Source organism: Antricoccus suffuscus (genome assembly GCF_003003235.1).
GTDB classification, from domain to species: domain Bacteria; phylum Actinomycetota; class Actinomycetes; order Mycobacteriales; family Antricoccaceae; genus Antricoccus; species Antricoccus suffuscus.
In genome coordinates this window covers 29091-53489 of record NZ_PVUE01000014.1, presented here as the reverse complement: position 1 = coordinate 53489, position 24399 = coordinate 29091, and the positions used below count along the sequence as shown (strand labels likewise).

At 62.5% G+C, this 24399-nt stretch carries 24 protein-coding genes; 14 read left to right on the top strand and 10 right to left on the bottom strand.

Going from position 1 to position 24399, the window contains the following annotated elements; translation table 11 throughout:
* Window positions 1–62: 62 nt before the first annotated feature.
* The gene (locus tag CLV47_RS15300; protein ID WP_106349936.1) at window positions 63–2261 is read left to right on the top strand and encodes a HelD family protein; all 2199 of its coding nucleotides are present in this window, start codon (window positions 63–65) and stop codon (window positions 2259–2261) included.
* Between the two features lie 217 nt (window positions 2262–2478).
* Complete coding sequence (locus CLV47_RS15295) at window positions 2479–3132, top strand: hypothetical protein (protein WP_106349935.1); 654 nt, start codon at window positions 2479–2481, stop codon at window positions 3130–3132.
* A 277-nt stretch (window positions 3133–3409) separates the two neighbouring features.
* On the opposite strand, the gene CLV47_RS15290 is transcribed toward CLV47_RS15295, so the two are convergent.
* Window positions 3410–3967, bottom strand: a complete 558-nt coding sequence (locus CLV47_RS15290; protein ID WP_106349934.1) for a dihydrofolate reductase family protein — start codon at window positions 3965–3967, stop codon at window positions 3410–3412.
* Window positions 3968–4093: 126 nt separating this feature from the next.
* Here CLV47_RS15290 and CLV47_RS15285 point away from each other — a divergent pair, with 126 nt between their 5' ends.
* A complete protein-coding gene (locus CLV47_RS15285) occupies window positions 4094–4423 on the top strand; it encodes an NIPSNAP family protein (RefSeq protein ID WP_202862618.1) in 330 nt (109 codons plus the stop codon).
* Window positions 4424–4435: 12 nt separating this feature from the next.
* Here the strand turns inward: CLV47_RS15285 and CLV47_RS15280 are convergent, their stop codons facing one another.
* The 3 genes from CLV47_RS15280 to CLV47_RS15270 are packed head-to-tail and all read right to left on the bottom strand — an operon-like array spanning window position 4436 to window position 7934.
* Window positions 4436–6673, bottom strand: coding sequence for an FtsX-like permease family protein (locus tag CLV47_RS15280; RefSeq protein WP_202862617.1), 2238 nt, complete (start codon window positions 6671–6673; stop codon window positions 4436–4438).
* Between the two features lie 23 nt (window positions 6674–6696).
* Window positions 6697–7413, bottom strand: coding sequence for an ABC transporter ATP-binding protein (locus CLV47_RS15275; RefSeq protein ID WP_106349932.1), 717 nt, complete (start codon window positions 7411–7413; stop codon window positions 6697–6699).
* Window positions 7410–7934: a PadR family transcriptional regulator gene (locus CLV47_RS15270; protein ID WP_106349931.1), complete on the bottom strand. Its 525-nt coding sequence runs from the start codon at window positions 7932–7934 to the stop codon at window positions 7410–7412. Before CLV47_RS15270 ends, CLV47_RS15275 begins: the two co-directional genes overlap by 4 nt.
* Before the next feature lie 84 nt (window positions 7935–8018).
* Between CLV47_RS15270 and CLV47_RS15265 the strand changes: the two genes are divergently transcribed.
* Window positions 8019–9395, top strand: coding sequence for an FAD-binding oxidoreductase (locus CLV47_RS15265; RefSeq protein ID WP_106349930.1), 1377 nt, complete (start codon window positions 8019–8021; stop codon window positions 9393–9395).
* A 34-nt stretch (window positions 9396–9429) separates the two neighbouring features.
* Here the strand turns inward: CLV47_RS15265 and CLV47_RS15260 are convergent, their stop codons facing one another.
* A complete protein-coding gene (locus CLV47_RS15260; protein WP_106349929.1) occupies window positions 9430–10473 on the bottom strand; it encodes an alpha/beta fold hydrolase in 1044 nt (347 codons plus the stop codon).
* Between the two features lie 115 nt (window positions 10474–10588).
* Between CLV47_RS15260 and CLV47_RS15255 the strand changes: the two genes are divergently transcribed.
* Together CLV47_RS15255 and CLV47_RS15250 are read left to right on the top strand one after the other, a co-directional pair.
* On the top strand, window positions 10589–11221 hold the full coding sequence (locus tag CLV47_RS15255) for a maleylpyruvate isomerase family mycothiol-dependent enzyme (protein WP_106349928.1): 633 nt from the start codon (window positions 10589–10591) through the stop codon (window positions 11219–11221).
* A gap of 316 nt (window positions 11222–11537) precedes the next feature.
* On the top strand, window positions 11538–13190 hold the full coding sequence (locus CLV47_RS15250) for an ABC transporter substrate-binding protein (protein ID WP_146135398.1): 1653 nt from the start codon (window positions 11538–11540) through the stop codon (window positions 13188–13190).
* 74 nt (window positions 13191–13264) lie between these two features.
* On the opposite strand, the gene CLV47_RS15245 is transcribed toward CLV47_RS15250, so the two are convergent.
* On the bottom strand, window positions 13265–13768 hold the full coding sequence (locus CLV47_RS15245; protein WP_106349926.1) for a winged helix-turn-helix transcriptional regulator: 504 nt from the start codon (window positions 13766–13768) through the stop codon (window positions 13265–13267).
* Between the two features lie 98 nt (window positions 13769–13866).
* On the opposite strand from CLV47_RS15245, the gene CLV47_RS15240 reads away from it, so the two are divergent.
* From CLV47_RS15240 to CLV47_RS15220, 5 genes are all read left to right on the top strand, one after another.
* Entirely contained in the window at window positions 13867–14511 is a 645-nt protein-coding gene (locus CLV47_RS15240; RefSeq protein WP_106349925.1) for a dihydrofolate reductase family protein, read from the top strand.
* Between the two features lie 40 nt (window positions 14512–14551).
* Window positions 14552–15055: a pyridoxamine 5'-phosphate oxidase family protein gene (locus CLV47_RS15235; protein WP_106349924.1), complete on the top strand. Its 504-nt coding sequence runs from the start codon at window positions 14552–14554 to the stop codon at window positions 15053–15055.
* Between the two features lie 100 nt (window positions 15056–15155).
* Entirely contained in the window at window positions 15156–16997 is a 1842-nt protein-coding gene (locus CLV47_RS15230) for a phosphoenolpyruvate carboxykinase (GTP) (protein WP_238145457.1), read from the top strand.
* A gap of 159 nt (window positions 16998–17156) precedes the next feature.
* A complete protein-coding gene (locus CLV47_RS15225) occupies window positions 17157–17909 on the top strand; it encodes a nitroreductase (RefSeq protein ID WP_337589582.1) in 753 nt (250 codons plus the stop codon).
* Between the two features lie 80 nt (window positions 17910–17989).
* Complete coding sequence (locus CLV47_RS15220; RefSeq protein ID WP_170111103.1) at window positions 17990–19144, top strand: GNAT family N-acetyltransferase; 1155 nt, start codon at window positions 17990–17992, stop codon at window positions 19142–19144.
* Here CLV47_RS15220 and CLV47_RS15215 read toward each other — a convergent pair.
* From CLV47_RS15215 to CLV47_RS15205, 3 genes are all read right to left on the bottom strand, one after another.
* The gene (locus tag CLV47_RS15215; RefSeq protein ID WP_170111102.1) at window positions 19141–19536 is read right to left on the bottom strand and encodes a PaaI family thioesterase; all 396 of its coding nucleotides are present in this window, start codon (window positions 19534–19536) and stop codon (window positions 19141–19143) included. The genes CLV47_RS15220 and CLV47_RS15215 overlap by 4 nt on opposite strands.
* A gap of 99 nt (window positions 19537–19635) precedes the next feature.
* On the bottom strand, window positions 19636–20532 hold the full coding sequence (locus tag CLV47_RS15210; protein WP_106349920.1) for an LLM class flavin-dependent oxidoreductase: 897 nt from the start codon (window positions 20530–20532) through the stop codon (window positions 19636–19638).
* Window positions 20533–20541: 9 nt separating this feature from the next.
* Window positions 20542–21798: an LCP family protein gene (locus CLV47_RS15205; RefSeq protein WP_106349919.1), complete on the bottom strand. Its 1257-nt coding sequence runs from the start codon at window positions 21796–21798 to the stop codon at window positions 20542–20544.
* Between the two features lie 243 nt (window positions 21799–22041).
* Between CLV47_RS15205 and CLV47_RS15200 the strand changes: the two genes are divergently transcribed.
* Window positions 22042–22416, top strand: coding sequence for a GatB/YqeY domain-containing protein (locus CLV47_RS15200; RefSeq protein WP_106349918.1), 375 nt, complete (start codon window positions 22042–22044; stop codon window positions 22414–22416).
* A gap of 62 nt (window positions 22417–22478) precedes the next feature.
* The gene (locus CLV47_RS15195; RefSeq protein WP_106349917.1) at window positions 22479–23084 is read left to right on the top strand and encodes a class I SAM-dependent methyltransferase; all 606 of its coding nucleotides are present in this window, start codon (window positions 22479–22481) and stop codon (window positions 23082–23084) included.
* A gap of 55 nt (window positions 23085–23139) precedes the next feature.
* Here the strand turns inward: CLV47_RS15195 and map are convergent, their stop codons facing one another.
* Window positions 23140–23928 (bottom strand): type I methionyl aminopeptidase, encoded by a 789-nt coding sequence (gene map / locus CLV47_RS15190; protein ID WP_106349916.1) that lies wholly within the window; start codon window positions 23926–23928, stop codon window positions 23140–23142.
* Between the two features lie 97 nt (window positions 23929–24025).
* Between map and CLV47_RS15185 the strand changes: the two genes are divergently transcribed.
* Complete coding sequence (locus CLV47_RS15185) at window positions 24026–24292, top strand: helix-turn-helix domain-containing protein (protein ID WP_106349915.1); 267 nt, start codon at window positions 24026–24028, stop codon at window positions 24290–24292.
* Window positions 24293–24399: the final 107 nt, after the last annotated feature.

Here is a 24399-nt window from a genome sequence, read left to right as displayed (position 1 = left end):
AACTCGATTCGTTGTGCGTTGGACGCCGTGCCAGATAACCGTACAACGTACGATAGGACGCGATGTCGAACAGTCCACGCACCACCGCCAACGCCTTCCGCCAAGAAGACAGCGCCCTGCACCAAGAAGTAACCCGCGAGCAGAACACCCTTGACCGACTCTTTGCCCGTCGAGAGATCTTGCTCGATGAAGTCCGATCGCAACTACAGCAGGCGGGTATCGACGACAGCCCCGAGGCCGCGGCGCGGATTACCGGGCTCGTACGACGCAGAACGGAGTTGGACCGCGCGGACAGCGGTTTGTGTTTTGGCCGGATCGAGGAGCTCAACGGCGTCCGCCTTCACATCGGTCGGGTTGGCCTGCCGGGGGAGGACGATTCGGCGGATCCGTTGCTGGTGGACTGGCGGGCACCCATCGCGCGCAAGTTCTACACCGCGACCGCGGCCCGCCCTCAAGGACTTCGCAGCCGTCGTCATATCCGCACCGAGGGTCGCGCGGTTCTGGGCGTCGATGACGAAGCATTCGATCGTCACGATCGCGGTGGCGACTTGGTCGGCGAAGCGGCGCTGTTAGAGGCGCTCGATGCTCGACGAACTGGCGCGATGGGCGATGTCGTCGCGACCCTGCAAAGCGAGCAGGATGAGGTGATCAGGGCGCCACACGGCGGCTGCCTCGTCGTACAGGGCGGCCCCGGGACCGGCAAGACCGCAGTCGCGCTGCATCGCGCGGCGTACCTGCTGTTCACTTATCCGCAGTTGGCTGAACGCGGCGTTCTCGTAGTCGGACCGTCGCCGACATTCCTGCGGTATATCGAGCAAGTGCTGCCGTCACTTGGCGAAACGCAAGTCGTCGCCAGCACCGTTGACCGGTTGCTGCCTGGCGTCGATGCGAAATGGTCCGATGACGCGCAGGTCGCGAAGATCAAGGGTCGCGCGGTGTGGGCAGTCATCCTCCGGCGCGTCGTGGAGGCGCGCAGCCCCGTTCTCACGACGGTCGAGGTGCATCACGGTGAGGATCTGGTGTCCCTCGACCAGGAGCAGGTCGCCGAAGCTTTAGCGGCTGCGCGAGCCGCGGGTACCAGCCACTACGACGCGCGTGCCGCATTCCGGCTCCGCATGATCGACCTCTTGACGAGACAGGTGGTCGAGCACAGCAAGCAGATGCTCAGCACGGTCGAGGCCGGCTTTGAAGACGTGCTGAGCAGGGTAGACGCGGCGATGGCACGTGGGAATGACGCCCTCCCGTCGCGAGTCGACAGCGATGGTGTGGACGTCGACGGCGTCGCGACCGCCGCCGATATCTCGGCTCTTCGTCAGGACCTCGCTCACTCAGGGGAGGTAAGCGCAGCGCTCGACCAGTTGTGGCCCGTCCTCGAGCCGACGCGAGTGCTCGCTGAACTGCTGTCGTCGCCAGCCCTTCTCGCGGAGTACGCGCCCGAACTGACTCCGGATCAGAGAAGTGCGATCCAGAAGGAAAATACGTCGGACTGGTCGGAGCAGGATGTCGCGCTGTTGGACGAGGTAGCCGACTTGGTCGGTACGCCGTCCGCAGTTGACACCGTCGGTGACTCGGAGACGCTCTCGGATCGAGCGATGGCCGACCGCACTTGGACGTATGGGCACGTTGTCGTCGACGAGGCTCAGGAACTGTCCGCGATGCAATGGCGGATGCTGGTACGCCGATGCCCGACCCGCTCCTTCACCGTCGTCGGTGACGTCAACCAGACCGAGTCGCCGGGCGGCTCGGCAAGTTGGGACACGGCCCTCGAACCGTCGTTCGGGCGCCGTTTCAGACGTGGCGAACTTACGATCTGCTACCGCACGCCGCACGAGATCATGGAACGGACTGGTCCGGTACTCGCCGCAGCGGGCAGCACGGTCGCGCCACCTCGCGCCGTGCGCTCCAACGGGGTGCAGCCGTGGCGACGCTTCGTCAGCGAGGTAAGCCTAAGAGCGGACACCATTGGCGCGGTCCGGGAGATGGCCGACCGTTACCGCGGCGGGCAGATCGCCGTGATAGGTGCAGACTCGACCTGTTCGCAACTGCGCGATTTCCCCGAAGACGTGGATGCTGAAGTCGCGATCTTGACCCCGGCCGAATCAAAGGGGCTGGAGTTCGATGCCGTCCTGATCGTCGAGCCGCACGCTGTCATCGCGCAGCGACGGGGTTGGAACGCGCTGTACGTCGCGATGACGCGATGCACTCAGGAGCTCGGCGTACTTTCCAGCAGGCCCGGGCCGGACGAGTTGTCCTGGTCGTAACCTCGCGGCGTCGGGACCAGCCTCATGGTGCCCCCGGTATCTACGCGTGGGAGTGGCGGCCGTCGCCGCTGATTCTGAGTCATTCTCGGAAAAGTCTTGAGACTTCTTCGGGATTTAGGGAACCTGGTCGAGAACCCTGTGCGTCCGTTATGTTGCACGGCCTGAATTTACGACTTAAACCACAAACTCGGACATCCACACCTGCGAGGGGAACATCATGGACTACTTCGACATCGACGGAAATGGCGTTGCAGACTCGGTTGGTTATGACACCAACGGCGACGGGGTCGATGACTACTACGAAATCGACACCAACGGCGACCAGTACGCCGATACGGTCGTCACCGACTACAACCAGGACGGCATCGCCGACGGGACGCAAGCGTCGTACGCCGATCCTGCTGCTCCCGGTGACAGCACCTACTACGCCGAAGGCGATGTCACGCCCGCTGGCGGCACCAACTACGACAGCGACGGCGACGGGGTTGCCGACCAGGTCGGCTATGACACCAACGGCGACGGCATTGACGACGTCTACAACATCGACACCGATGGTGACCAGTACACCGATACGACGGTGACCGACTACAACCAGGACGGCATCGCCGACTCTGGTTCGGCCACGCCGTACGCCAACCAGTACGAAGGCGGCAACTCCGCCTCGACCGCTCCGTCCGCCAGCGCCGCCCCTGCGACCGGCTCCGACGGCGGGACCTACTACGACAGCGATGGCGACGGGGTTGCCGACCAGATCGGCTATGACACCAACGGCGACGGCATCGATGACGTCTACGAGATCGACACCGACGGCGACCAGTACACCGACACCGTGGTTACCGACTACGACCAGAACGGCTACGCCGACAGCTAAACACCTCGCACCAAAAGTTGGGACCCGGCCGAGCCTGGCTGGGTCCCAACTTTTGTGTCTGGATGGTGCTTCTGTGGTTTCTTGTCCCAGCGTCAGAGACTTCCCGTCAATGACGCGCGCTGGCTAATCTCGATGTGGTTGCCATCCGGATCGCAGACAAACGCAAAACGCACCGTGTCGCCGAGCACGCGCGGTTCGCCGACGGGACTACCGCCTCTGGCGATGATCCCGTCGTACTCGGCGAGCGAGATCCATGTGACGGAGTCTAAGACCCCGTCTACGTCCTCGTCCGGTAGTGCAGGTGGACCACGCCGTTACCAAACCGGCGTACGTCAAGCAACTCGAACTCGGCTCGGAAATCGTTTGGCAGCGCTGGTTTGCCTGCCCCAACAGAGATAGGGGACAGCAGCAGGTGGCATTCGTCGACGAGCCCTGCCTTGAGGGCTTGACTCGCTAAATTGGGTCCTCCGACGCTGATGTCTCGTTGTGCCGTGTCTTTCAACTTCTGAACCGCGGACAGGTCGAACGTCCGCGTGATCCTGGTATTCGCACTGGATGCCGCCTGCAGCGTCGACGAGTAGACGATCTTGTCGGCGGCGCGCCAGATCCGCGCGTAGTCCACCGCGAACGGTGCGAGGTCGGCGTCCTCGAACGTCTCCCACGCGACCATGACCTCATACATGCGCCGCCCATAGAGGTAGGTGCCGACGGAGCGTTCGAGGTCGTTGACGTAGGTGTGTACCTCTTCGTCGGGCATACTCCAGTCGAAGTTACCGGTTGAGTCTTCGATGAATCCGTCGAGCGACGTGATCGCGCTGAAGATCAGTTTGGCCATGAGTCGGTGTCCTTGTCAGGCTCGCTTTAGTAATGCCGGCGTGCCGTAAGGATAGGCTTCAGACCAAACCTATCGGCGCACCGGCGATCGTGGAGCTGATGCGCACTATGACGAATTGAGGCACCCGTGAAGTTTGAGCTCCGGACCTACCGTGCATCCGACGGCAAGATGCCCGCCCTGCTGGCGCGGTTCACCGACCACACGCTGGCTATCTTTGCGCGGCACGGAATGCATAGCGTTGGCTACTGGTTGCGCGAGGACGACCCGTCGGTGCTGGTCTATCTTCTTTGGCACGAAGGCGATCCGGCCAAGAATTGGTCCGACTTCAAAGTCGATCCGGACTGGGTGGCTGCGAGGTCGGCTTCCGAGGTCGACGGCTCGTTGACGGCCTCGATTGAGGCAACCTTCCTCGATCCTGTCGAGGCACTCGCCGTCGGCGACCTCCCGACGAAGTAGTCGGTTCGACGGCTAGTCGTTGCGTGCTGTCTCGGGTCCGGTCATCCGCTTGAGCAGCGGCAACGTCGAGGCGATCACGGCGAGTGAGATGACGACCCCGACGCCGACGAGTAGGTAGTACGACGTACCAGGCGGCTGCAGGGTTTGGCCCATCTGCGCGCGGAGGAACAGGAAGGCGGTCAGGAATCCAGCGCTCGCTGCGATTAGCGCCGAGAGCAACAGCGGTACGACGGCCTCGAGAGCCACGATGCGACGAAGTAGCGCGAGCGGGGTGCCCGTGAGGCGCAAGAGACTGAACGGACGCTTGCGATCAGCGAGTCCGCCGGCGACGCTCACCGCGAGACTGCACCCTGCGATGGGCAAGCTCATGAGTAGTACGACGTTGGCCAACTGTTGATAGTCGTTGAGCATCTTCGAGGCCCGCGCCTTGAACTCTTCTAGGGTTTGCGGAGGAAACGCGGTGTTCTCGCGGAACTCAAGGGTCAGTATGGTGCGCGCCCGCTCGACGGCAGCACTCGTCCCGTCAGTCCCGACCGCGATCGTGCTGATCGGGAGACTCTGCAGCTGCGAAACCGACAGCCCCGCATCGGGCCACACGGTGTCGGCCATGGTGGATCCTTGCTCGACGACCGCGCCACCGTAGTTGGTATCTATCTTCACCGTTTCCGCCCCCGCCGGGCAACGTCCGAAGGCCGGCGTACCGGCGAGTTGAGCGCACGAGACGACACTTGTCCCGGGCCCTGGTTGCGCGCTTGCAACACGACGAAGGACCGATACCCCCGTCGCACCGGGGATCCCGGCCAGATCGTCCAGGAGAGCGGGCGGAACAGACGTGGCGAGAGCGTCGGGATCCGCGGAGCTGAACCGGTACACAAGCGTGCCCGCCGATGCGGTCGATCCAATCTTGTCTGCAGCGCCAGCAGCATTGTTCGAAACGATGGTCGAGATCACGCCGATGATCAAGCTGCCGACGAACAGCGCGATAACGAGTCCACTGATCGCACGAAATCCCGCCTGGGGGTTATCGGCCAGTCTGCGCCCGGCGATCAGATTTGCCGGACGTTGGGCGCGCCTTGCCATGAGTCGGGCGCCGACCATCGTGACCCACGGTCCGGCGATCACGAGACCGGCCATGATCACCAGAATGCTCGACAGGTACGCCGCAACCTGTGCGCCAGTGTCTTTGCTCGCGCCGATATCCGTGAAGTATGCGAAATACCCAAGAGCGGCAATGCCGATGATCAGAGGTATCACCCGCCACGCGCGCGGCGGACGCGGTGTCGCGCGCCGCGTGACGCCAAGCGGGGAAATGTTGACCCTTCGCAAGGCGATGCGGGACGCGATCGCAGCTGCGGCTGGAATGCCGATCACGGTCAGCGCTATGTCGGTGACTGTCAACGACAGATCGCTGGTGTAGAAGGTAGTCCCGGTGAACGGAATCGACGCCAGCATCGGTCGGAAGGCGTAGAACAGCCCGAGGCCCAGCAGTACACCGGCCGCGGCCGCGATGCACGACTCGACCGTCGAGATGACGGAGATCTGCCTCGGAGTGGCGCCGATGAGCCGCATTGCGGCGAAGCGCTGCTCTCGTCGTGCCGCGGACAAGCGGGTCGCGCCGCCGATGAAGATCAGCACCGGAAACAGCAAGGTGACGGCGACGACCGACAGAATGAGCGTGATGCCGTTGGAGTCGATGCCTACGAGGGCGGCGCATCCTCCATCGCATTCGGCCGGAGTGGTCGTGCTGATGCTGGAGACCTGTCGTGCATGGCCGCTCTGGGACAGGTCCGCAGCGCTATGACCGATGATGATGATGAGAGAGTCCGGTGAGGGCAGCCCAGTCGCCCCGATCGTGCCGATCTGTTTCCCCGGATATCGGTCGCCTAGCTGATCCGCCGGGGTAGCCGCCAACAGTTCGGCCAAGGCCGGCGAGGCGTAGAATTCGCCGGCCTCAGGGAGCGCTTTGATGCCTGGAGGAATAGGGGAGTCCGGACCGGTGGCTGCAAGATCGACTCGGCCAATCAGCTGGCCCTGGTAATAGTCCGGCTGCAGCTCCCACCACAACGGATCGGTCGTCGACTCCGACTGCGCTGCCTGCGCGACGAAACCGGTCTCCAGCCACGCGTATCGATCGTTCTGGGTGTGGACTGCATTGAGGCTTGCGATCGTGGTGAGCAGTAGGCCCGCACCGATAGCGACGGCGATGGCGATGAGCGCTAGCCGGGCGATAGCCTCGCGCCCACCGGTCATCGTCAGTCGTGCGCCGAGCCGGATCACCGGCGGGCCTGGTCGATGGCGGCGGCCTTGCCGTCCCGGACGTTAATCTCGCGGTCGGCGTACGCGGCGACCCGTGGATCATGCGTGACGAGTACGACGGTCGTGCCCTGGTCGCGCGCGGCACCAACCATGAGCTCCATGACCTGTTCGCCGGTGAGTGAGTCGAGTGACCCGGTCGGCTCGTCCGCGAACAACACCTCGGGCGCAGCGACGAGTCCGCGGGCAAGCGCCACTCGTTGAGCTTCTCCGCCGGACAGCTCGCCGGAGCGTCGCCGTTCCATGCCGCGCAGACCGAGCCGCTCGAACCACGGGCGAGCGCGGCGCAATGCTTCGGTACGCCGTACACCGCTGAGCAACAGCGGCAGCGCGACGTTTTCCTCTGTCGTCAGTTCCGGGACGAGCTGCCCAAACTGGAAGACAAAGCCGAACCGATCTCGTCGTACGGCGCTTCGTTCGTTCTCGGTCATAGTGTCGAGACGTCGGCCGGCGAACACAATCTCGCCGCTATCGGGTGTGAGAATGCCTGCCAGACAATGCAACAAGGTCGACTTTCCCGACCCGCTCGGCCCCATCACCGCCACGATCTCGCCCCGAGAGATCGAGACACTGGCACCTCGTAGCGCGGGCGTCTGCCCAAACGACAAACAGATCTCACGAGCCTCAAGCGCGGTATCCGACCTTGTTGCTAAATCAGATGCGGGCACGACGGTCATAGCTTGATCTCCTTGGCGAGTTGATCCAGGCGAGCCGTGGTGAGCTCGATCCACCGCAGGTCAGCCTCGAGGTGAAACAGTCCGTGGTCGGCGAGCAGTGCGTCGACCATGCCGCCAGTACGCCGTAGGTCAGTCAACTCCCGCATTCGCTGCATGTGCGCGGCGCGTTGTGTGTCGAGATAGTTCTCGGCGTCGCGGCCGGACATCAGCGCCAGGACGACCTTCACAAATAACACGGTCTGCAGATGCGGTTCGGGCGCGACGGGCTCGGCCAACCACGTCTCGACTTCGCTGACGCCCTGCTCGGTAATGACGTAGCGCTTGCGGTCCGGGCCGCCGCCCGGTTCGGCGTCGGCGGCGATCACCTTGCCATCACGGGCCAGCCGGCCCAAGGTCGCGTAGACCTGCCCGAACGGCAGTGGCTTGCCGCGCCCGAAGAAGGTGTCGTAGTCGCGTTTGAGGTCGTAGCCATGGCTCGGCTCGCGTTCGAGTAGGCCCAGAATCGCTAAGGGAACCGTCATGCATCGAGACTCTACACTGAGAGTATACGTTCGGGAAGTAGTCCGATGAATCCGATGCGTCCGGCCGCGGGCTAGGGTCGGAGCATGCCTTCTGAACTCCTTGCCGCGCTGCGGGCGGCGCTATCTGCCGACCGGATAGTTCTTGATCCCGACATCATCGAGAGCTATCGCGCGGACGACGCCGAATGGGCACCATCCGGCATACCGGCCGTCGTCGTACGAGCCACTAACACCGCCGAGGTGCAGGCGGTCGTGCAAGCGTGCATCGCCTGTCGTACACCGGTAGTGGCACGCGGCGCGGGTACCGGCTTGTCTGGTGGCGCCAACGCGATCGATGGCTGCGTCGTACTCTCGCTTGAGCGGATGAACAACGTACTCGAGATCAATCCGCTTGAACGGCTCGCCGTCGCACAACCCGGCGTGGTGAATGACGACCTGCGGGCGGCCGTTGCACCCCATGGACTCTGGTACCCGCCGGACCCTGCCAGCGCGCCGTGGTCGACCATCGGAGGCAACGTGGCGACCAACGCGGGCGGCCTGTGTTGCGTGAAGTACGGCGTTACCCGTGATTACGTCCTTGCGCTGGAGGTCGTGACCGGAACCGGCGAGATCGTGCGCCTGGGGCGTCGTACGGCGAAAGGTGTCGCGGGCTTCGATCTCACCGGGCTCATGGTCGGCTCGGAAGGGACGCTTGGCATCGTCACCGAGGTAACCGTCAAGCTGCGGCCGCTGCCGACCGCCTCGCGGACCGTTGCGGGCTATTTCGATTCGGTCGTCGATGCCGGACGTGCGGTGCGCGCGATCGCCGAAGCGGGCCTCACGCCGGCCGCGCTAGAACTGGTCGACCGGCATTGCCTTGAGGCGGTCGATGCGTGGAAAAACATGGGTCTGTCGGTCGATGCCAACGCGGTACTGCTTGCCCGTAGCGACGTTCCGGGTGCGGCCGGCGACGAGGAAGCAACGGCGATACTGGAATGTTGCCGACAGTCCGGCGCGACGTGGGCCGCGCAGTCAACCGACGCAGACGAGGCGGAGGCGATGTTCGCGGCGCGGCGGTTGGCCTACCCGGCGCTCGAACGGTTGGGCCCGGTGCTGACCGAGGACATCGTCGTACCGAAGGCGCACGTGCCGGAGATGCTCGCCCGCATCGAGAGGATTGCCATTCGGCACAATACGAAGATTGCCAATATCGCGCATGCCGGAGACGGAAACCTGCATCCGCTGCTGATCACTCCCGTCGGCGACGAGGACGCGCGCCGACGTGCCCAGGCGGCGTTCGAGGACATCGTTTCAGACGCACTCGACCTCGGTGGAACTGTGACGGGGGAGCACGGAGTGGGCCTGCTGAAGATGGATGGTCTACGTCGGGAGCTATCGCCTGCGGTACTGGAGATGCACCGCGCGGTGAAGGCGGCTCTGGATCCGCACGGAATCCTCAACCCCGGCAAGGTATTCACCTAGTCCAGAGACCCTACGTCGCCTTCCAGCTAACGGGCTACTGAGCCGGATCAGACGGCGCCGGCCACATGCTGGACAGCTCGGTCGCGAGCCACTTGGCGACGGCGGCGTTCACCGCGACCGGCTGCTCCTGCGCCATCCAATGGCCAGAATCCACGATCGCCTCAGTCAGGTTCGGGCAGGCACCGCGCATCGGGTCGGCGAGCGTCGAGTTGACGGTCTCGCACGTCTGGTCGTAGCGGCCGTGGAGGAACAACACTGGCATCTCAAGCCGCCCGCCATGCTTGGCCTTCTTCGAGTAGTCACCGTTCGCGCTGTGGTTCATGTACCAGGAGTCAGGGCCGAAGAACCCGTTGCGTTGCAGCGCGGCGGTGTACGCCGCGAGGTCCTGTTCGGTGATGACATCGAAGTCCTGCGGAATGTCGGGTACGGGTCCACCGCGAAACCAGCCCCCATCGCGACGGGTGGTCGCGGTCGGTGCGGGAGCGCCTACTTGGTCCGCGCGGCCCCGCCGAAAGAGTGCCTTGACGACGCCTGCGACGTCCGCGTCGAATGCCTCGCTGGCGGACTCGAAGCTCTCTTCGTAGAAGTATTGGTAGTCCCACTGTCCGGCGGGGTACTTGTCTTCGGGATAGATAGTTCTGTCGACGTAGTCGACCAGCCCGTCGAGCGTGAATCCCTGCGGTAGGTAGGGAACGCACAACGAGACGATCCCGGCGACGACCTCGGGATGATGCGCGGCGACATTCCAGACGACCGGCGAACCCCAGTCGTGCCCTATCCACACGGCCGTGTCTCGTCCGGTCGACTCGACCAACTCGAGCATGTCCGCGACGATGAGCTCTTGCCGGTAGTCGGAGTGTTCGCCGTACACGCTGGATCGTCCGTAGCCACGCATATCCGGTGCGATACAACGAAACCCGAGGGCGGCGAGTGTCGGCAGCTGATGGCGCCAGGACCGAGACAGTTCGGGCCAGCCGTGGCAGAAGATCAGCAGAGGACCCTCTTCAGGGCCGGCTTGCAGATATCCCGTCGTGTGGCGGGCGGTCTTCAGCGTGTGCTCGGTGATCGCGTTGCGCATGTCATCCCTCTCGGTACGCCGTAGGTCTCCGGAGTCTAACCACCGACGGCGCGTCGCTATCGAGTCGACGAGCGCAACTAGGCATGCCGCACCGTAGCCACGCTAGTGTGGTCGCATGCCTTTGTCTCATGTGCAGGTCACCGACGCCGTCGAGCGGTCGCAGGCCGCAATCAACGCCTCAGTGCGCGGCCTCTCAGAGCGGGACGCACATGCCCCGTCGCTACTCCCGGACTGGACACGCGGCCATCTCATCACGCACGTGTGCCGCAATGCCGATGCGATCACCCGGATCACTAGGTCGGTCCTTGGTGGTCCCGCGCAAACCGAGATGTATCCGGGCGGGCAAGAAGCACGCAATAGCGCGATCGAGGACGGTGCCGAACGACCGGTGGCGCTATTGGCTGCAGATTTGGAATATTGCGGCGCTCGAGCCATCGCTGAGTTGCGCCGGCTGACCGACGCTGCGCTCTCGGTGGAAATTCCGTGGCGGCGCCCGGTCACTGCTGCGTCATTGCCGCTGATGCGATGGCGCGAGCTGGAGATCCACCACGTGGACCTCGGGACCGGTTACACGGTCGACGATTGGGATCCTGCGTTTGTCGAAGAGACACTCGAAGCCGAGCTGCCGCTGCTGTCCGAGCGAGCCCCAGGCGTGGAAGTGCCGGACCTTCCGCCGTCCCAGATGTTGGCGTGGCTGATCGGTCGTCCGCAGTCCGACGACCTGCCGCAGCTGCCCGCATGGCCCTGACTGCACTTCGTCCTCGCGAATAGCGGGCGACTTGCTCCTTGGCTATCGAGTCTTCCGGCCGCAGCGAATAGGGGTCGTGGCGCAGCGCGCCAGGAAGATATATGCAGCCCGTGTGCTAATACTTAACTTCCTCGCGGATCGCTTATATACCTGCGATCTATTCATTACGAGTGCACGATGATACGCCCGCGAGTGCGGCTTGAGCGTTGACATGGCTAGCGCCGAGGGCTAGTGTCCTGAAACGGAATTCTAGTACGACATTTCACCTTGACCGCGGCCGATGAGCCGTGCCCGATGCTAAAGGGAAGGTTCAACGGTGCACAGTTTGAATTCACGAGCGGCTCGGTTGCTAGGAATCTTCGCAGCCACGCTTCTTCTGACCGCAGGTTGCTTTAGCGGAGCTAGTAGCAGCGACAAGACCGACAAGAATGTCAATCAGCAGAAGGACGCCGGCCCTCCGGAATCCGGCGGTGTCATGCGGATTCCGACCCCATCCGACCCGCCGTCGCTTGATCCGATTAAAGACTCGTCGTTCCAGACCATGTTTGCTATCGGTTACACCTACAGCAAGCTGGTTGACTACAAGATCGGCAAAGACGTCCCGTACGGCACAGACCAGCTCGAAGGTGATCTCGCTGAGAAGTGGGATATGTCCAAGGATGGTCTGACGTGGACTTTTCACCTTCGCAAAGGCGTGAAATGGCAAAACGTCGCGCCCGTCAGCGGCCGCGAGTTCACTTCGAAGGATGTCGCCTGCACGATCTCAGCAATTAAAGAACGAGGTCACCAGAAGGCTGACGTGAGTGCTGTGTCATCAGTGGAGACACCCGATGACTACACAGTGATCTTCCATCTGGATAGCCCTTATCCCGACCTGGCCTACAAGCTGGCGGGCAACAACCTGTGGATGCTGCCGTGTGAGGGCACGACTGGTCAGTTCAACATGGCCGAGCAGGCAATTGGCACCGGTCCCTTCATTCTGAAGCAATGGGTAAAGAGCAAGGTTCGAAACTATGTCAAGAATCCGGACTACTACGTAGCGGGGAAGCCCTACCTCGACGGCGTCGAATATGACTTCATTCCAGACACCGCAGCCGCTATTGCCGGATTCCGAACAGGCAAGCTGGACGTGGTCGCCACGATCTCGGATATGCAGACCGTAAATTCAGTGCTGAAGACAAACCCCGATGTCTATTTGTCTAAGGAGCTCGGCAGCCCTGTCTTTGTATTCATGAACATGGGCGAGAAGCCGTTTCAAGACATCCGTGTGCGTAAGGCAATTGCGATGGCAATCGATCGCGAAGGGATGATGAAAAATGTACGGCCCGGCGGCAAGCTCATGGGCCCGATTGCGAGCAGCATTCCCGGCGCGCTGTCCCAAAAGGAGTTTGGCCCGCTCGAGCCGTACGACCCGAAGAAGGCAAAAGAGTTGCTCGCCGGGGCCGGATATCCTGATGGATTTGAGACGTCGATGATGACGACCACAGGTTACGGCGAGGCGGTGGTCAACGAGGCTCAGTGGATTCAGCAAGATCTGGCGAAGATCGGCATCAAGGCCAAAATCGACGTGCAGGACTACGCGACCTACATCACCAAGAGCTGGCCGAACAAGACCTACCAGATGGGATCCGGTCTGCAGACGCCAGGGTTAACGGCCGATGACTACCTGATGAATCTGTATTACTCGACCGGACCGCGCAACTGGTACAACATCGATGACCCGAAACTAGACCAGATGATTATCGATCAGCGCAAGATTCTTGATCCCGACAAGCGCATTGCCGAACTGAAGGAGATTCAGAAGTACATCATTAGCAACGTGATGAATCCGGTAATGCTTTATCAGTATAATCAGCTCACGCTATATGCAGGTTATATCCATGACATCTACCCGCAGCCGGAGTACGGCTACCGTCACGTCATGAATATGTGGATGGACAAGACCGCGCCCACGCGCAGCGGGAAGTAGACGGAGGCGAGGCCGCGATCCAAACGACTGGGTCGCGACCTCGTACTCTTCATGAAATGCGTTATGTTGCATCGTCAGTTGACTGTCCTGTTGGCGACCGCGTCGTCATAGGCCTGCTGAAGCCGCTCCGACGCGCGGCGCTTGGTAGTGGTCGGTCGTGGTGTCCCAAGATGCAATTCTCGTAGCTCGTCCATGAGGTCGACCCACAGTTCGGGACCCCCGTCCTGAAGGAGTTCGGCGCGGACTCGCAATTCTGTCGTCGTCGTACGATGCTGTAGCCCCCACGATCCAAGCGCTGCCATGATCGGCACGGTCTGGATGCCAGCCTCGGTGAGGCTATAGGCGATCTTGTGTCCGCGCGGCGCGTCCGCCCTGCTGAGGAGTCCGCCCTCGACAAGTGACTTGAGTCGGCTGGAAAGTATGTTGGAGGCGATGCGCTCCTCGGACCGAGCGAGCAGATCTCTGAAGTAGCGCCGGTTACCGAAGATGACGTCGCGCAACACGATCAGACTCCACGGGTCGCCGAACGCCTCCACGGCGGCGTTGATAGGGCAGCCCGAGCGTGGACTGTCTCTCATGGGTTCTCCTTAGTGATTGCAATCTGCAATCGCAGCCTATACGGTTTGAACACTCGCTGCAGTTGCACACTGCAATCACCTAGGAGTTGAAAAATCTGATGAGCCAGACTCGCGTGCAGCACTTCACGGTGTCCTTGGACGGATTCGGGACAGGGGAGGGGCAAAGTCTCGACCGGCCGTTCGGGCATGCCGACGGCCGACTCATGGATTGGCTGTCGGAGACGACTTTCGGGAAGCGAATACACGGAGAGGTCGGCGGCACCAGCGGAGCTGACGACACATTCCTCGCGACGTTCCCAATTGGCATCGGCGCCGAGATCATGGGACGCAATAAATTTGGGCCCCAGCGGGGACCATGGACGGACGAGGAATGGAAAGGCTGGTGGGGCGACGATCCGGTGTTTCATACGCCGGTGTTCGTGCTGACGCATCACCCACGGCCAACACTCGAGATGGACGGCGGCACGACATTCCATTTCATCGACGCCACTCCAGAAGAGGCGCTTCAACAGGCAACCGACGCCGCCGGCGGGCTCGACGTACGCATCGGCGGCGGTCCGAGCACGGTGCGCGACTTCCTCGCCGCGGACCTGGTCGACCGCATGCATCTTGTCGTCGTCCCGATCATTCTCGGTCGGGGGGTACGCCTGTGGGACGGGCTCGAAGGCATCGAGACGCGCTTCGACATTGAGTCGGTGACCACGAGCAGCGGCGCCACCCATATGTTCTTCTCGCGACGCTGAGGCTGCGCGCTATAACCGATCCGCAGTCAAGGAGTTTCCGATGCCGGGACCAACAACGACCATCGACGACCGATACAGCGACCCGGGCAGTTCCGCCACGCCGTGGGCGGAGACCCGGCGCGACTTACAACGCGCAGAGATGTTCTGGCTCACCACGGTGCGATCCGACGGGCGGCCGCACATGACGCCACTCGTAGCGGTCTGGCTCGACGAAGCCGTCTACTTCTGCACCGGCAGGGACGAGCAGAAGTCGGTCAACCTGCGAGACAACCCGCACGTCATCCTTGCGACCGGACGGGGAGACTGGAACGGTGGAATGAACATCGTCGTGGAAGGTGATGCCCATCGGGTGACCGAGCCTGACAGGCTGCGCCGACTCGCTAAGGCCTGGGAAGCGAAGTGGGATGGCAGTTGGCGCTACGACGTCGTCGGCGGAGTATTTCGCCACGCTGGCGGCGAGGCGGTCGTGTACGGCGTCGCGCCGACCAAGGTGTTGTCCTTCGGTCTCGGCGCATTCACTCACACTCGTCACCAGTTCGGCTAGGACCCGACATGTGCGTTGCATCGCCATACTCCGAGCGGACCGACTTTACAAGTTAATGAACTGCTATGTTCGGAACGATTACCAACGAGAGGACAGGCAGATGGTGGCAGCGGTCGACCAGGCGATGGACGCGGCAGGTTTGACGAACCCGCACGTTCGGGAGTATGTGAATTATTGGGCGGAGCTCACCGGCGCCGAACGTGTCGAGGTAGTCAGCGCATCTGACGACAGCCGACTCATTAAGGAGTCGCTGGCAGCCGGCGAGATTCTGCCCGCCGGCGACGGACTGTACTACTCGCGCAGCTACTTCAAAGACACCGCTCGCTCGGAAGAGCGCACGATCGTCGCGTCGAACAATCCATCAGACGCTGGCGTTTACAACAACTGGCGTTCTGCCGAGGAGATGCGGCCGCTGCTTGAAGGCAAGATGCGCGGCGCGTCGGCCGGTAAGACGATGTACGTCATCCCTTATCTCATGGCGCCCCCCGGCTCACCGCTGGAGGCGTACGCCGCCGGCGTCGAGCTCACCGACCACCGCACCGTCGCGCTGCACATGATCCGGATGTCCCGAGTCGGAGTCGACTTCGTCAACAACCTCGCCGATCCCAACTCGTTCGTCCGCGCCGTACACGTCACCGGCGACCTGGAAAACCTAGGACAAGGTACGCCGGAGGACCAGCGCTACTTCGTCACGATCGGCGACGAGCGCACGATCTTGCACTTCGGGTCGTCGTACGGCGGCAACGCACTCCTCGGCAAGATCGCACACGGGTTGCGTCAGGCCGCGTACGACGGTTGGGCCTCGGGAGAATTCCTAGCCGAGCAGTTCATGCTGGTCGGCATCACGGACAAGAAGACCGGCAAGAAGTACCACATCTGTGGCGGCTTCCCCAGCGCTTCCGGTAAGACCAACCTGGCAATGACGCTCGCCCCCGACGCGTTGGGCGACCGATACTACGTGGAGTTCTACGGCGACGACATCGCCTGGCTGCGGGTCGATCCCGAGGACGGCAAGATCTACGCGATCAACCCCGAGTTCGGCGTTTTCGGCGTAGCCAAAGACACCAACGCGGCCACCAACCCCGGCGCCCTGGACTCCGTTGCTCCGGGCACCCAGTCGCTGTTCACCAACATCGCCTACAACGCCGACACGAATGAAGTCTGGTGGGAGGGCAAGACCCCGGAGCCGCCGGCCGATGTCACCGGCTGGGCCGACTGGAAGGGCAACCTGATCTCGGAGCGCGCAGAAGGGGACGACTCGCCGTGGGCGCACCCCAACAGCCGCTTCACGACGACGCTCGCCAACGTGCCCAATATCGCCGCAGACTTCGAAAACCCGAAGGGCGTGCCGATCGATGCGGTCATCTTCGGCGGTCGCACCCGCGACCGCGAGCCGCTGATCCGCGCCATCACCGACCTTGCCGAGGGCGTGTACGACGGACTTACCCTTGGCGCGGAGGCGACGTTCGCGGCCGAGGGCGTAGACGGGCAGCTGCGTTACGACCCAATGTCGATGCGCCCGTTCATGGCTTATCCCGAAGGCGCGTATGCCGCGCACTGGCTCAAGGTCATTGGCCAAGCGAAAGACCAGCCGATCTTCGCGCATGTCAACTGGTTCCAGCGTGACCCGGAGGACGGTCACTTCCTGTGGCCCGGATACCGCGAAAACCTTCGGCCGCTCCTGTGGCTCATGGAACTCAAGAATGGAGAGGTCAAGGGCCGGCAGACTCCGGTCGGGATCATTCCTACCAAGGATGAGCTCAACCTCGACGGGCTTGAGATCAAGCCCGAAGACCTCGACACGATTCTCACGATCGATAACGACCGTTGGCGTCAAGAGATGGGCCACCGCGAGAAGCATCTCAAACAGTTCGATGGCCTCCCGGAGTCGATCTGGGAAGCGCATCGTCGTATCACCGCAGACCTCGAGGCCGAGGGTTAAGCGAAGAAACTAGTTGGTCCTGTGGGGCGGATCTTGTTGCCGTAGTCGGCGATGAGTCCGCCCCACAGGCGTTTGTTCGTCAATGCACGTCCCGCATCACCGGCTTGCAGACGCGGTACGGCGAGCGCTGATATGCGCTCGCGCTAAGGTTCGCTAGGGATGTCGAATGAGACTGAGTCACCAAACCGAGCGAGGACGCTGAGTATGGATTTCGAGACGTTGGTACACGCGCGCCGGAGTGTGCGCGGATTTAAGGATCAACCAGTGCCGCAATCGGTCATCGAGGAGATTATCGACCTGGCCAAACGGGCGCCCTCCTCTATGAACACCCAGCCTTGGCACATTCATGTCGTCACTGGCGAGCCTCTGGAGGAGATCCGCAGCCGCAACATGACGGCGATGATGGACGGCGCCCAACCGAGCCGCGACATTCCGTCGCATGGCAAGTACGAAGGCGTGCATCGCGACCGGCAGGTCGGCATCGCGAAAAAGCTCTTTGCGGCGATGGGTATCGCGCGGGAAGACATCCCGATGCGACAGGACTGGGTGCTACGCGGCTTTCGTCAGTTCGACGCTCCGGTGTCGTTGGTATTGACCTACGACCGGGTGCTCGATATTGGCGCGGAATGTCGATTTGATCTCGGTGCGCTGAGTTATGGCCTCGTGCTGGCCGCGTGGACCCGCGGGCTCGGAGCGGTGATTAACGGCCAGGGAATTCAGCGTTCGGATGTAGTACGCGAGGTGGCCGACATCCCGGACGATCAGGTGATTATGACGTGTATCGCGATGGGATATCCGGACGAGACTTTCGCGGCGAACAGCGTGCGGTCCGATCGCGAAGATATCGGTAGTTTCGTGCGTTTTGTCGGCTTCCCGGACACTGCTGCGGTGGCCGCCGATCGGGTGCAGTAACGCTATTCGCGGTCGACCACCCCGGCCGACGGAGGCTTTGAGACGTCTAGTGGAAGCGGGATTGAATGAGCGTGGGGCCTATGCGTGCGCGTGTTGCCGAAGAGCGTGATCTCGCTCTATTGGGAGATATCGAGGCGGCTGCCGACCAGATGTTCGCGCCACTGATAGAGATCGCTCACTGGGGCACCCCGCCCACTGGGCGTAAGCGCGCCGAATCAGGCGGCCGGCTCTTCGTGATCGGCGATCCCGCGGTCGGATTCGCTCACGTCACTGAGATTGATGGCCACTTCCACCTGGAGCAGCTCGCCGTGCATCCCGACCACGGACGCCGCGGCCTGGGAACAGAGCTCGTGTACGCCGCCGCAGAGGCAATCGCCGATCGCGGCGGAGATTCGATGACCCTCCTGACGTTCGCCGACGTACCGTGGAACGCGCCGTTTTATCGGAAGCTTGGCTTCGAAGTCGTTGACCCTGCGCCGGACCATCTGTCGTCGGCGATCGCCGAGGAAACGCGGATCGGTCTCAAGCGGGGAGGCCCGCGCGTAGCGATGGCACGTGCGATCTCGCCACATGTCGAGGCCCGGCCCGCGGTGAGTGTCATTCCGATCCGCGACGGCGAACGCGGGCTGGAGGTATACGTGCAACACCGGGTGCACACCATGGACTTCGCTCCCGGCGTGGTGGTATTCCCCGGCGGGCGGATCGACCCGATCGACACCGCGAACGCACCTGAGGTAGCTCACGAAGACCTCGACGAGCTCGCTGAGATCTGGCGAGATTCAAGCTACGTATCCAACTCCGACGATCCGCGTCTCGCAGTTCGAGTGCTATTGGCGACCGGGATACGGGAGATGGCTGAGGAGACCGGGATCCAACTGAGCCCGCCCGAAGTGCTGCCGTGGGACGACTGGACAACACCACCGGCATTTCCGAAACGATTCCAGGTTCATTTCATGGTCGTGCACCTGCCGACAAGCGATCCCCGCTCGCCACGCAACACAACTACAGAGGCGTTTGAGTCTGAATGGCTGCCAGTGAGCGAGGTACTGGATCGCGGTAATGGAGGAGATCTGCAACTGATGACGCCGACACGGGTCATTCTGCGAGAGCTAGCCCACCTCGGCAGCGCGTCTGCCGTCCTTGGCGCGCATCCCGATGTCACTCCCGTCCACAACGATCGCGCCGGCGTACGACCCAGGCCGACCCGCAAGTCGCGCTTGATGACCGAAGGCTAGGTACGGCGCTCGCGGGTGCCGAAGGTGGCGACCGCGTCGGCGATCGGCTTATCGTCTGAGGTCCGCACAACAGACGCATCGACGACGACAATCCGCTTGCCGCGCTTACGGACCTTTGCCGTAGTGACAAGCTCGTCACCGAGCTCAGCTCGGTTGAGGAACGTGATGTTCAACGTCGCGGTGGATGCGCCCTGTTCGGGCTGAATCAGCGAACCGACCGCATGTCCCATGGCGCTGTCGCACACCATCGCGATGGCACCGCCGTGCAGGATTCCGCCGCCGTTGAGATGATCCTCCGTGACTTTCAGGTGCGAGACCGCCTCTCCGGCTACGACGTCATCGACCCAGATTCCAAGGAGCTTGCGCAGTCCACGGCGTACTGTTGAGGCCACAGTTTTAGTCCATTCCAAGATCAGCAGTTGCAGAAGTCAGCGTAGTCGTGCCGGTTCCGAACGTGGAACGCTGTTGCGATTTCGTGCGGTGACGCCGGGCTATGCGATTGGTGCGGCGATCTGATGCACGAACTGGTCAGCGAAATCGTTGATCTCCGAGACACTTCCCATGCCGGACGTCGGCACGATGAATTCGTCAACCCCCGCGTCGCGATACTCGCCGAGGATATCGGTCATCTGCTCGGGCGTACCACCGATGGCCGGGCGAGTCTTGCTCACGTGCTCAGCCTTAGCGGCCGCATCGGGACCGACGAACACCAGAGCCTGGGTCGACCGGTGCAGAGTCGCCGGGTCGCGGTCACTGCTCTCACATGCACGCGTCATGACTGCGGTCTTGTGTGCGAATATCTGCGGCGTTGCCCAGGTGTTCCACTCGTCGGCGTACTGCGCGACTATCCCTGGCATGACCTTCTCGCCGCTAGCACCGATCAGGATCGGCAGGGGCCCGACGGGTTTAGGACTGAGGGCAGCATTCGTCAGCTGGTAGTGGGAGCCGGCGTACGTCGTACTGTCGTTGTCCCGCAAGGAAGTCCAGATGTCGCACGCCTCGCGGAACTTGGCGAGACGATCCTTAACGGAGCCGAGCTCGATGCCGAAGGCCTCGTGTTCGTTAATCTGCCAGCCTGCCCCGACGCCGAGGACGAATCGCCCTTGGCTGATCTCATCGATCGCTGCTGCGGCCTTCGCGACGACGGCCGGGTGACGGTAGGTATTACCGAGGACGAGCGAACCGATGCGGACGCGGGGCACGACGGCGGCGAGGGCGGCCAGTTGAGCGAGGCATTCACCCATCGGATCGTCGTTGGGCTCGGGCGTGTTGGTCATGAAGTGGTCGGCCAGCCACAGGCCGCTCCATCCTGACTGTTCGGCGTGAGTCGCCAAGTTGCGCAAGTCATTCCATGAGCGGTCCGCTGGAAGCCACAGGCTAAGTTTCATAAGTCCAACCTAGTTGATGCAGCCGGTGTCGGCGGCCGTCGTGGTGGGTGTCGCGGGTTCGCTGCCGGCGGGAGCGCTTGCGTCGCCGCCAGTACTCGGGTTCGACGGCGCGGGTGAGGGTGCACTGGATTCCGAGGACGGAGGCGTCGCCGGGTCCTTGTTTAGGTCAATCATGAACTGTCTTATCTGGTCTGGGGTCTGCGTCACCACGATGTCCTGGCCGTCGACCTTGCCGAACTTCTCAGGCGCGAGGGGAATAGTCGCAAACTTCACCGCGCCCGCGGCAATGTCCTGCATTTGCTTTGCAAGAGTGATTGGGTCAAGACCGCTGCTGTAATGAATGGTTCCCGACAAGGCGCTGACTAGCCCGGTCACTTTCCCGAAGTCCAGCAGGTTCGCGCTGAGGATCTTGCGAATGACGGACCCGAAAAAGTATTGCTGTCGTTGGACCCGCGCCAGGTCTCCGCCGAAATCGTCGAGTCCGTGCCGCTGGCGGACGAAGCTCAGGGCTTGCTTTCCGTCGAGGACGGACTTGCCGGCGGGCAAATCGGTTCCGGAGTACGGATCTTTCGCTGCCTGGCAGAGGTTAACCTCAATCCCGCCAAGTTCGTCGGTCAGTTCAACGACCCCCAACAGCCTGACCTCGACGTACCCATCGATCTGTACGCCGGCGAGCTGGCTGACGGTTTCGATCAGGAGCTTCTGTCCTGCCGCGCTTTTGTCGGCATCTGTTCCGTCGACACTCGCGTAGCCGTCGGCGTACGCCGAATTGATCCTTCCCATTCCCTGACCGGGTATCGAGACGTAACTATCACGGGGAAATGACACAACCGTTGCGGACTTACCGTTCGCAGGCACGTGAATGAGCATGATCGTGTCGGTGTTTTGCCCTCCGCCGTCGTCCTGGGTGCTGAGTTCGGCGAGCTGTTCAGGGGTGTAACCGTCTCTGGAATCGTCGCCCACCACCATAATGTTCAGGTCCTCGCCATTGACTCCACTCGCATCAGCGTTGTGCGTGCCAGCGTCGACCGCAGGAAGGTTGCCAGATTTAGCACTCACCGTTGTATACAGGGAATGGGCCGCCCCGGACGCCACCAGAATGGCCACCGCCAGCACACCAGCGAATGCGCGCAGTGCGTTGATCGCGAGGCGTTTCGCTCTGCTCTGGTGGTGACGACGACCGGCCCGTGTGGTCCGTTGATCCGTCGTGCGCGGATCGAGATGAGCAGGCAGCTCGGGGCCGTCTTCCTCTCCGCTTGCGACCATTCGTTGACCACTTTCCTGAACAGACAGGCCGCCGAGTCCGATTGCGACGGTCTAGTGGCTTCACCTTTTCACGTTCGACGTGTGACGGGGTGATTATGAACGAAATGAATTTTGCGAAGGCCCCCGTCGCGTACACCCGCGGGCACGCTGCCCGGTTGGCTAGGTGAGGACCCCTTCAACCTAGGCGTCGCTGGCCGGTTAAATCCCGTGCGTCATCACTCTCCGTGTCGATAGCATCGCGGCATGGACGCGACCGATGAATCCCACAGCGACAAGACTCTTACCCGCCTACGCACCGCTTTGCGGGCGGCGATGAGACATCGCGATAGAGCAGCGGTTTCCGGTTTGCGATCGGCCATGGCCGCGATCGCAAACGCTGAGGCAGTCAACATCACCGGTGCTCCGCCAGCCGGAGCCATCGAGACCAGTCCTGTGGGAGTGGGGTCGACCGAGGTCGCGCGACGGATGCTCACTCACGCGGACGTTCACGCGATCCTCGAGACCGAGGTTGCCGAGCGCGAGCAGGCAGCCGAAGGCTATGCCTCGCGTGGAAGCCAGGACCAAGCGGATCGGCTTCGCGCTGAGGCCACCGCGATTCGCGACGCTCTAGCGAGCTAGCATTTACCGACCGTCCGAATGGGTGCGGCGGGCCTTCCTCGACATATGCGAGTCTGGTGAGCATGGAGAGTCCGGCCGCGGCCCGCGCCTACAGTCGGCGTGCGCAGGAATATGCCGACTTATTTGGGGCAATTAGTGCGACCGCAGATCCCGATCGGGAGCTGATCGGGAATTGGGCCGCGGGGCTGAGCGGACGCCTGTTAGACGTCGGCTGCGGTCCGGGGCAGTGGACCGGATGGCTTCACGGTCGCGGAATTGATATCGAAGGTGTGGACCCTGCGCCGGAATTTGTAGCGATCTCCAAGGACCGGCATCCGCAGGTCCGATTTTCTGTCGGGCGAGCCGAACGGTTGGAAGTTCGCGATGCAAGCCTTGGCGGGATCCTTGCCTGGTATTCGTTGATCCATATCGAGCCCGCGCGAATCGGCGCGGTCTTAGCCGAGTTCGCCCGCGCGATCCAGCCCAACGGGGGATTGTGTCTCGGGTTCTGTGAAGGACCCGAACTCGCGTCATTTGAGCATGCTGTGACGACGGCGTACTTCTGGCCCGTACCCCGTCTAATTAGTCTGCTGGAGCGGGCCGGGTTCAAGATTGTCCGTATCGAGACCCGCTCCGATGCTGGTGTGCGACCCCATGGCGCGATCGTGGCAAGCCGAGGCGGATCCTAGACGGGTACGTCGAGGCGATCGTGGGTCGGCGGCATTGATAAGTGGACGGGTCGAACTACAGTGCGGGCACGGCGTTGTGATCTCGACGAGTCAGGACAAGTGGTGCGCTATCGGTGATCGCGATGGTGTGCTCGCTATGAGCGGTCCGCGATCCGTCGGCAGAACGGATCGTCCACCCATCATCGTCATAGATGATCTTGTCGGTACCGCAGGCGAACCAGGGTTCCAGCGCAAGAGTCAATCCGGGTTGCAGCCTCAGACCGCGTCCGGCACGTCCCGTGTTGGGTACGTGTGGATCCTCGTGCATGGTGCGCCCGAGTCCGTGCCCACCAAACTCGGTATTGATGCCGTACCCGTAGTCGGTCGCCACGGCGCCAATCGCAGCGGAGATGTCGCCCAAACGATTGCCGGACAGCGCAGCGGCAATCCCTGCTTCCAAGGCGCGTTCGGTGCATTCGATGAGTCGCTCGTCCTCTGGCCGCGGAACGCCAACGACGACACTGCGAGCTGAGTCGGCGACCCATCCATCGATCGATACCGCGATATCCATGGTCAGCAGGTCCGCGTCACGCAGTGCGTAATCGTGCGGTAGTCCGTGCAGCACCGCATCGTTGACCGAAAGGCAGATGACGTTACGGAACGGACCCCGGCCGAATGACGGGGCGTAATCCCAGTAGCAGGACTCGGCGCCGCGTTCGGCAACCAAGTCGCGGGCGCGCTCTTCGAGGTCGAGCAGGTTGACCCCTGGCTTGGCTCGGCCGGCGAGATCGTCAAGCAGCTCGGCGATGAATGCGCCGGTGACCCCCATCGCCTCGATCTCCTGGGGTGTCTTCAGTTCCAGCACAAGGGTTTCCTCTCCGACAATGCGATTTCCTGGTATTAAAATACCAGGAAAATTGGCTGGACGGTATTTTTATACCGACTTCGAGTAGACTACTGGCATGGTGCGACTTCCGCTCACTCCCGCCCAACACGCGGCCGGTCAGCGTCTTGGCGCATATCTACGCCAGACTCGAGGCGACCGCGCCATCGTCGAAGTGGCGCAAGCGGCAGGGATCTCACCGGAGACCTTGCGCAAAATCGAGACCGGGCGAATGCCGACTCCGGCGTTTGCAACTATCGCCGCACTAGCGCGCGCCCTCACAGTGCCCCTTGAGGATCTCGCTCACATCTGCCTTGCCACCGCTAGTCTCCAAAAGAGTCGCTGACGCAACTCCCATGGGCACACACTGAGTGATCGCATGGTCGCGGGCGCCGGAGTGCAATGGCGGCGTTACTGACCAGGATGCACCGGGGCTCAAGGATGGAACAAAAC

Coding starts and splice junctions, on each gene's coding strand:
- CLV47_RS15300 (WP_106349936.1), top strand. CDS start 63: ATGTCGAACAGTCCACGCACCACCGCCAACGCCTTCCGCCAAGAAGAC.
- CLV47_RS15295 (WP_106349935.1), top strand. CDS start 2,479: ATGGACTACTTCGACATCGACGGAAATGGCGTTGCAGACTCGGTTGGT.
- CLV47_RS15290 (WP_106349934.1), bottom strand. CDS start 3,967: ATGGCCAAACTGATCTTCAGCGCGATCACGTCGCTCGACGGATTCATC.
- CLV47_RS15280 (WP_202862617.1), bottom strand. CDS start 6,673: ATGACCGGTGGGCGCGAGGCTATCGCCCGGCTAGCGCTCATCGCCATC.
- CLV47_RS15275 (WP_106349932.1), bottom strand. CDS start 7,413: ATGACCGTCGTGCCCGCATCTGATTTAGCAACAAGGTCGGATACCGCG.
- CLV47_RS15270 (WP_106349931.1), bottom strand. CDS start 7,934: ATGACGGTTCCCTTAGCGATTCTGGGCCTACTCGAACGCGAGCCGAGC.
- CLV47_RS15265 (WP_106349930.1), top strand. CDS start 8,019: ATGCCTTCTGAACTCCTTGCCGCGCTGCGGGCGGCGCTATCTGCCGAC.
- CLV47_RS15260 (WP_106349929.1), bottom strand. CDS start 10,473: ATGCGCAACGCGATCACCGAGCACACGCTGAAGACCGCCCGCCACACG.
- CLV47_RS15255 (WP_106349928.1), top strand. CDS start 10,589: ATGCCTTTGTCTCATGTGCAGGTCACCGACGCCGTCGAGCGGTCGCAG.
- CLV47_RS15245 (WP_106349926.1), bottom strand. CDS start 13,768: ATGAGAGACAGTCCACGCTCGGGCTGCCCTATCAACGCCGCCGTGGAG.
- CLV47_RS15240 (WP_106349925.1), top strand. CDS start 13,867: ATGAGCCAGACTCGCGTGCAGCACTTCACGGTGTCCTTGGACGGATTC.
- CLV47_RS15235 (WP_106349924.1), top strand. CDS start 14,552: ATGCCGGGACCAACAACGACCATCGACGACCGATACAGCGACCCGGGC.
- CLV47_RS15230 (WP_238145457.1), top strand. CDS start 15,156: ATGGTGGCAGCGGTCGACCAGGCGATGGACGCGGCAGGTTTGACGAAC.
- CLV47_RS15225 (WP_337589582.1), top strand. CDS start 17,157: ATGTCGAATGAGACTGAGTCACCAAACCGAGCGAGGACGCTGAGTATG.
- CLV47_RS15220 (WP_170111103.1), top strand. CDS start 17,990: ATGCGTGCGCGTGTTGCCGAAGAGCGTGATCTCGCTCTATTGGGAGAT.
- CLV47_RS15210 (WP_106349920.1), bottom strand. CDS start 20,532: ATGAAACTTAGCCTGTGGCTTCCAGCGGACCGCTCATGGAATGACTTG.
- CLV47_RS15205 (WP_106349919.1), bottom strand. CDS start 21,798: ATGGTCGCAAGCGGAGAGGAAGACGGCCCCGAGCTGCCTGCTCATCTC.
- CLV47_RS15200 (WP_106349918.1), top strand. CDS start 22,042: ATGGACGCGACCGATGAATCCCACAGCGACAAGACTCTTACCCGCCTA.
- CLV47_RS15195 (WP_106349917.1), top strand. CDS start 22,479: ATGGAGAGTCCGGCCGCGGCCCGCGCCTACAGTCGGCGTGCGCAGGAA.
- CLV47_RS15185 (WP_106349915.1), top strand. CDS start 24,026: ATGGTGCGACTTCCGCTCACTCCCGCCCAACACGCGGCCGGTCAGCGT.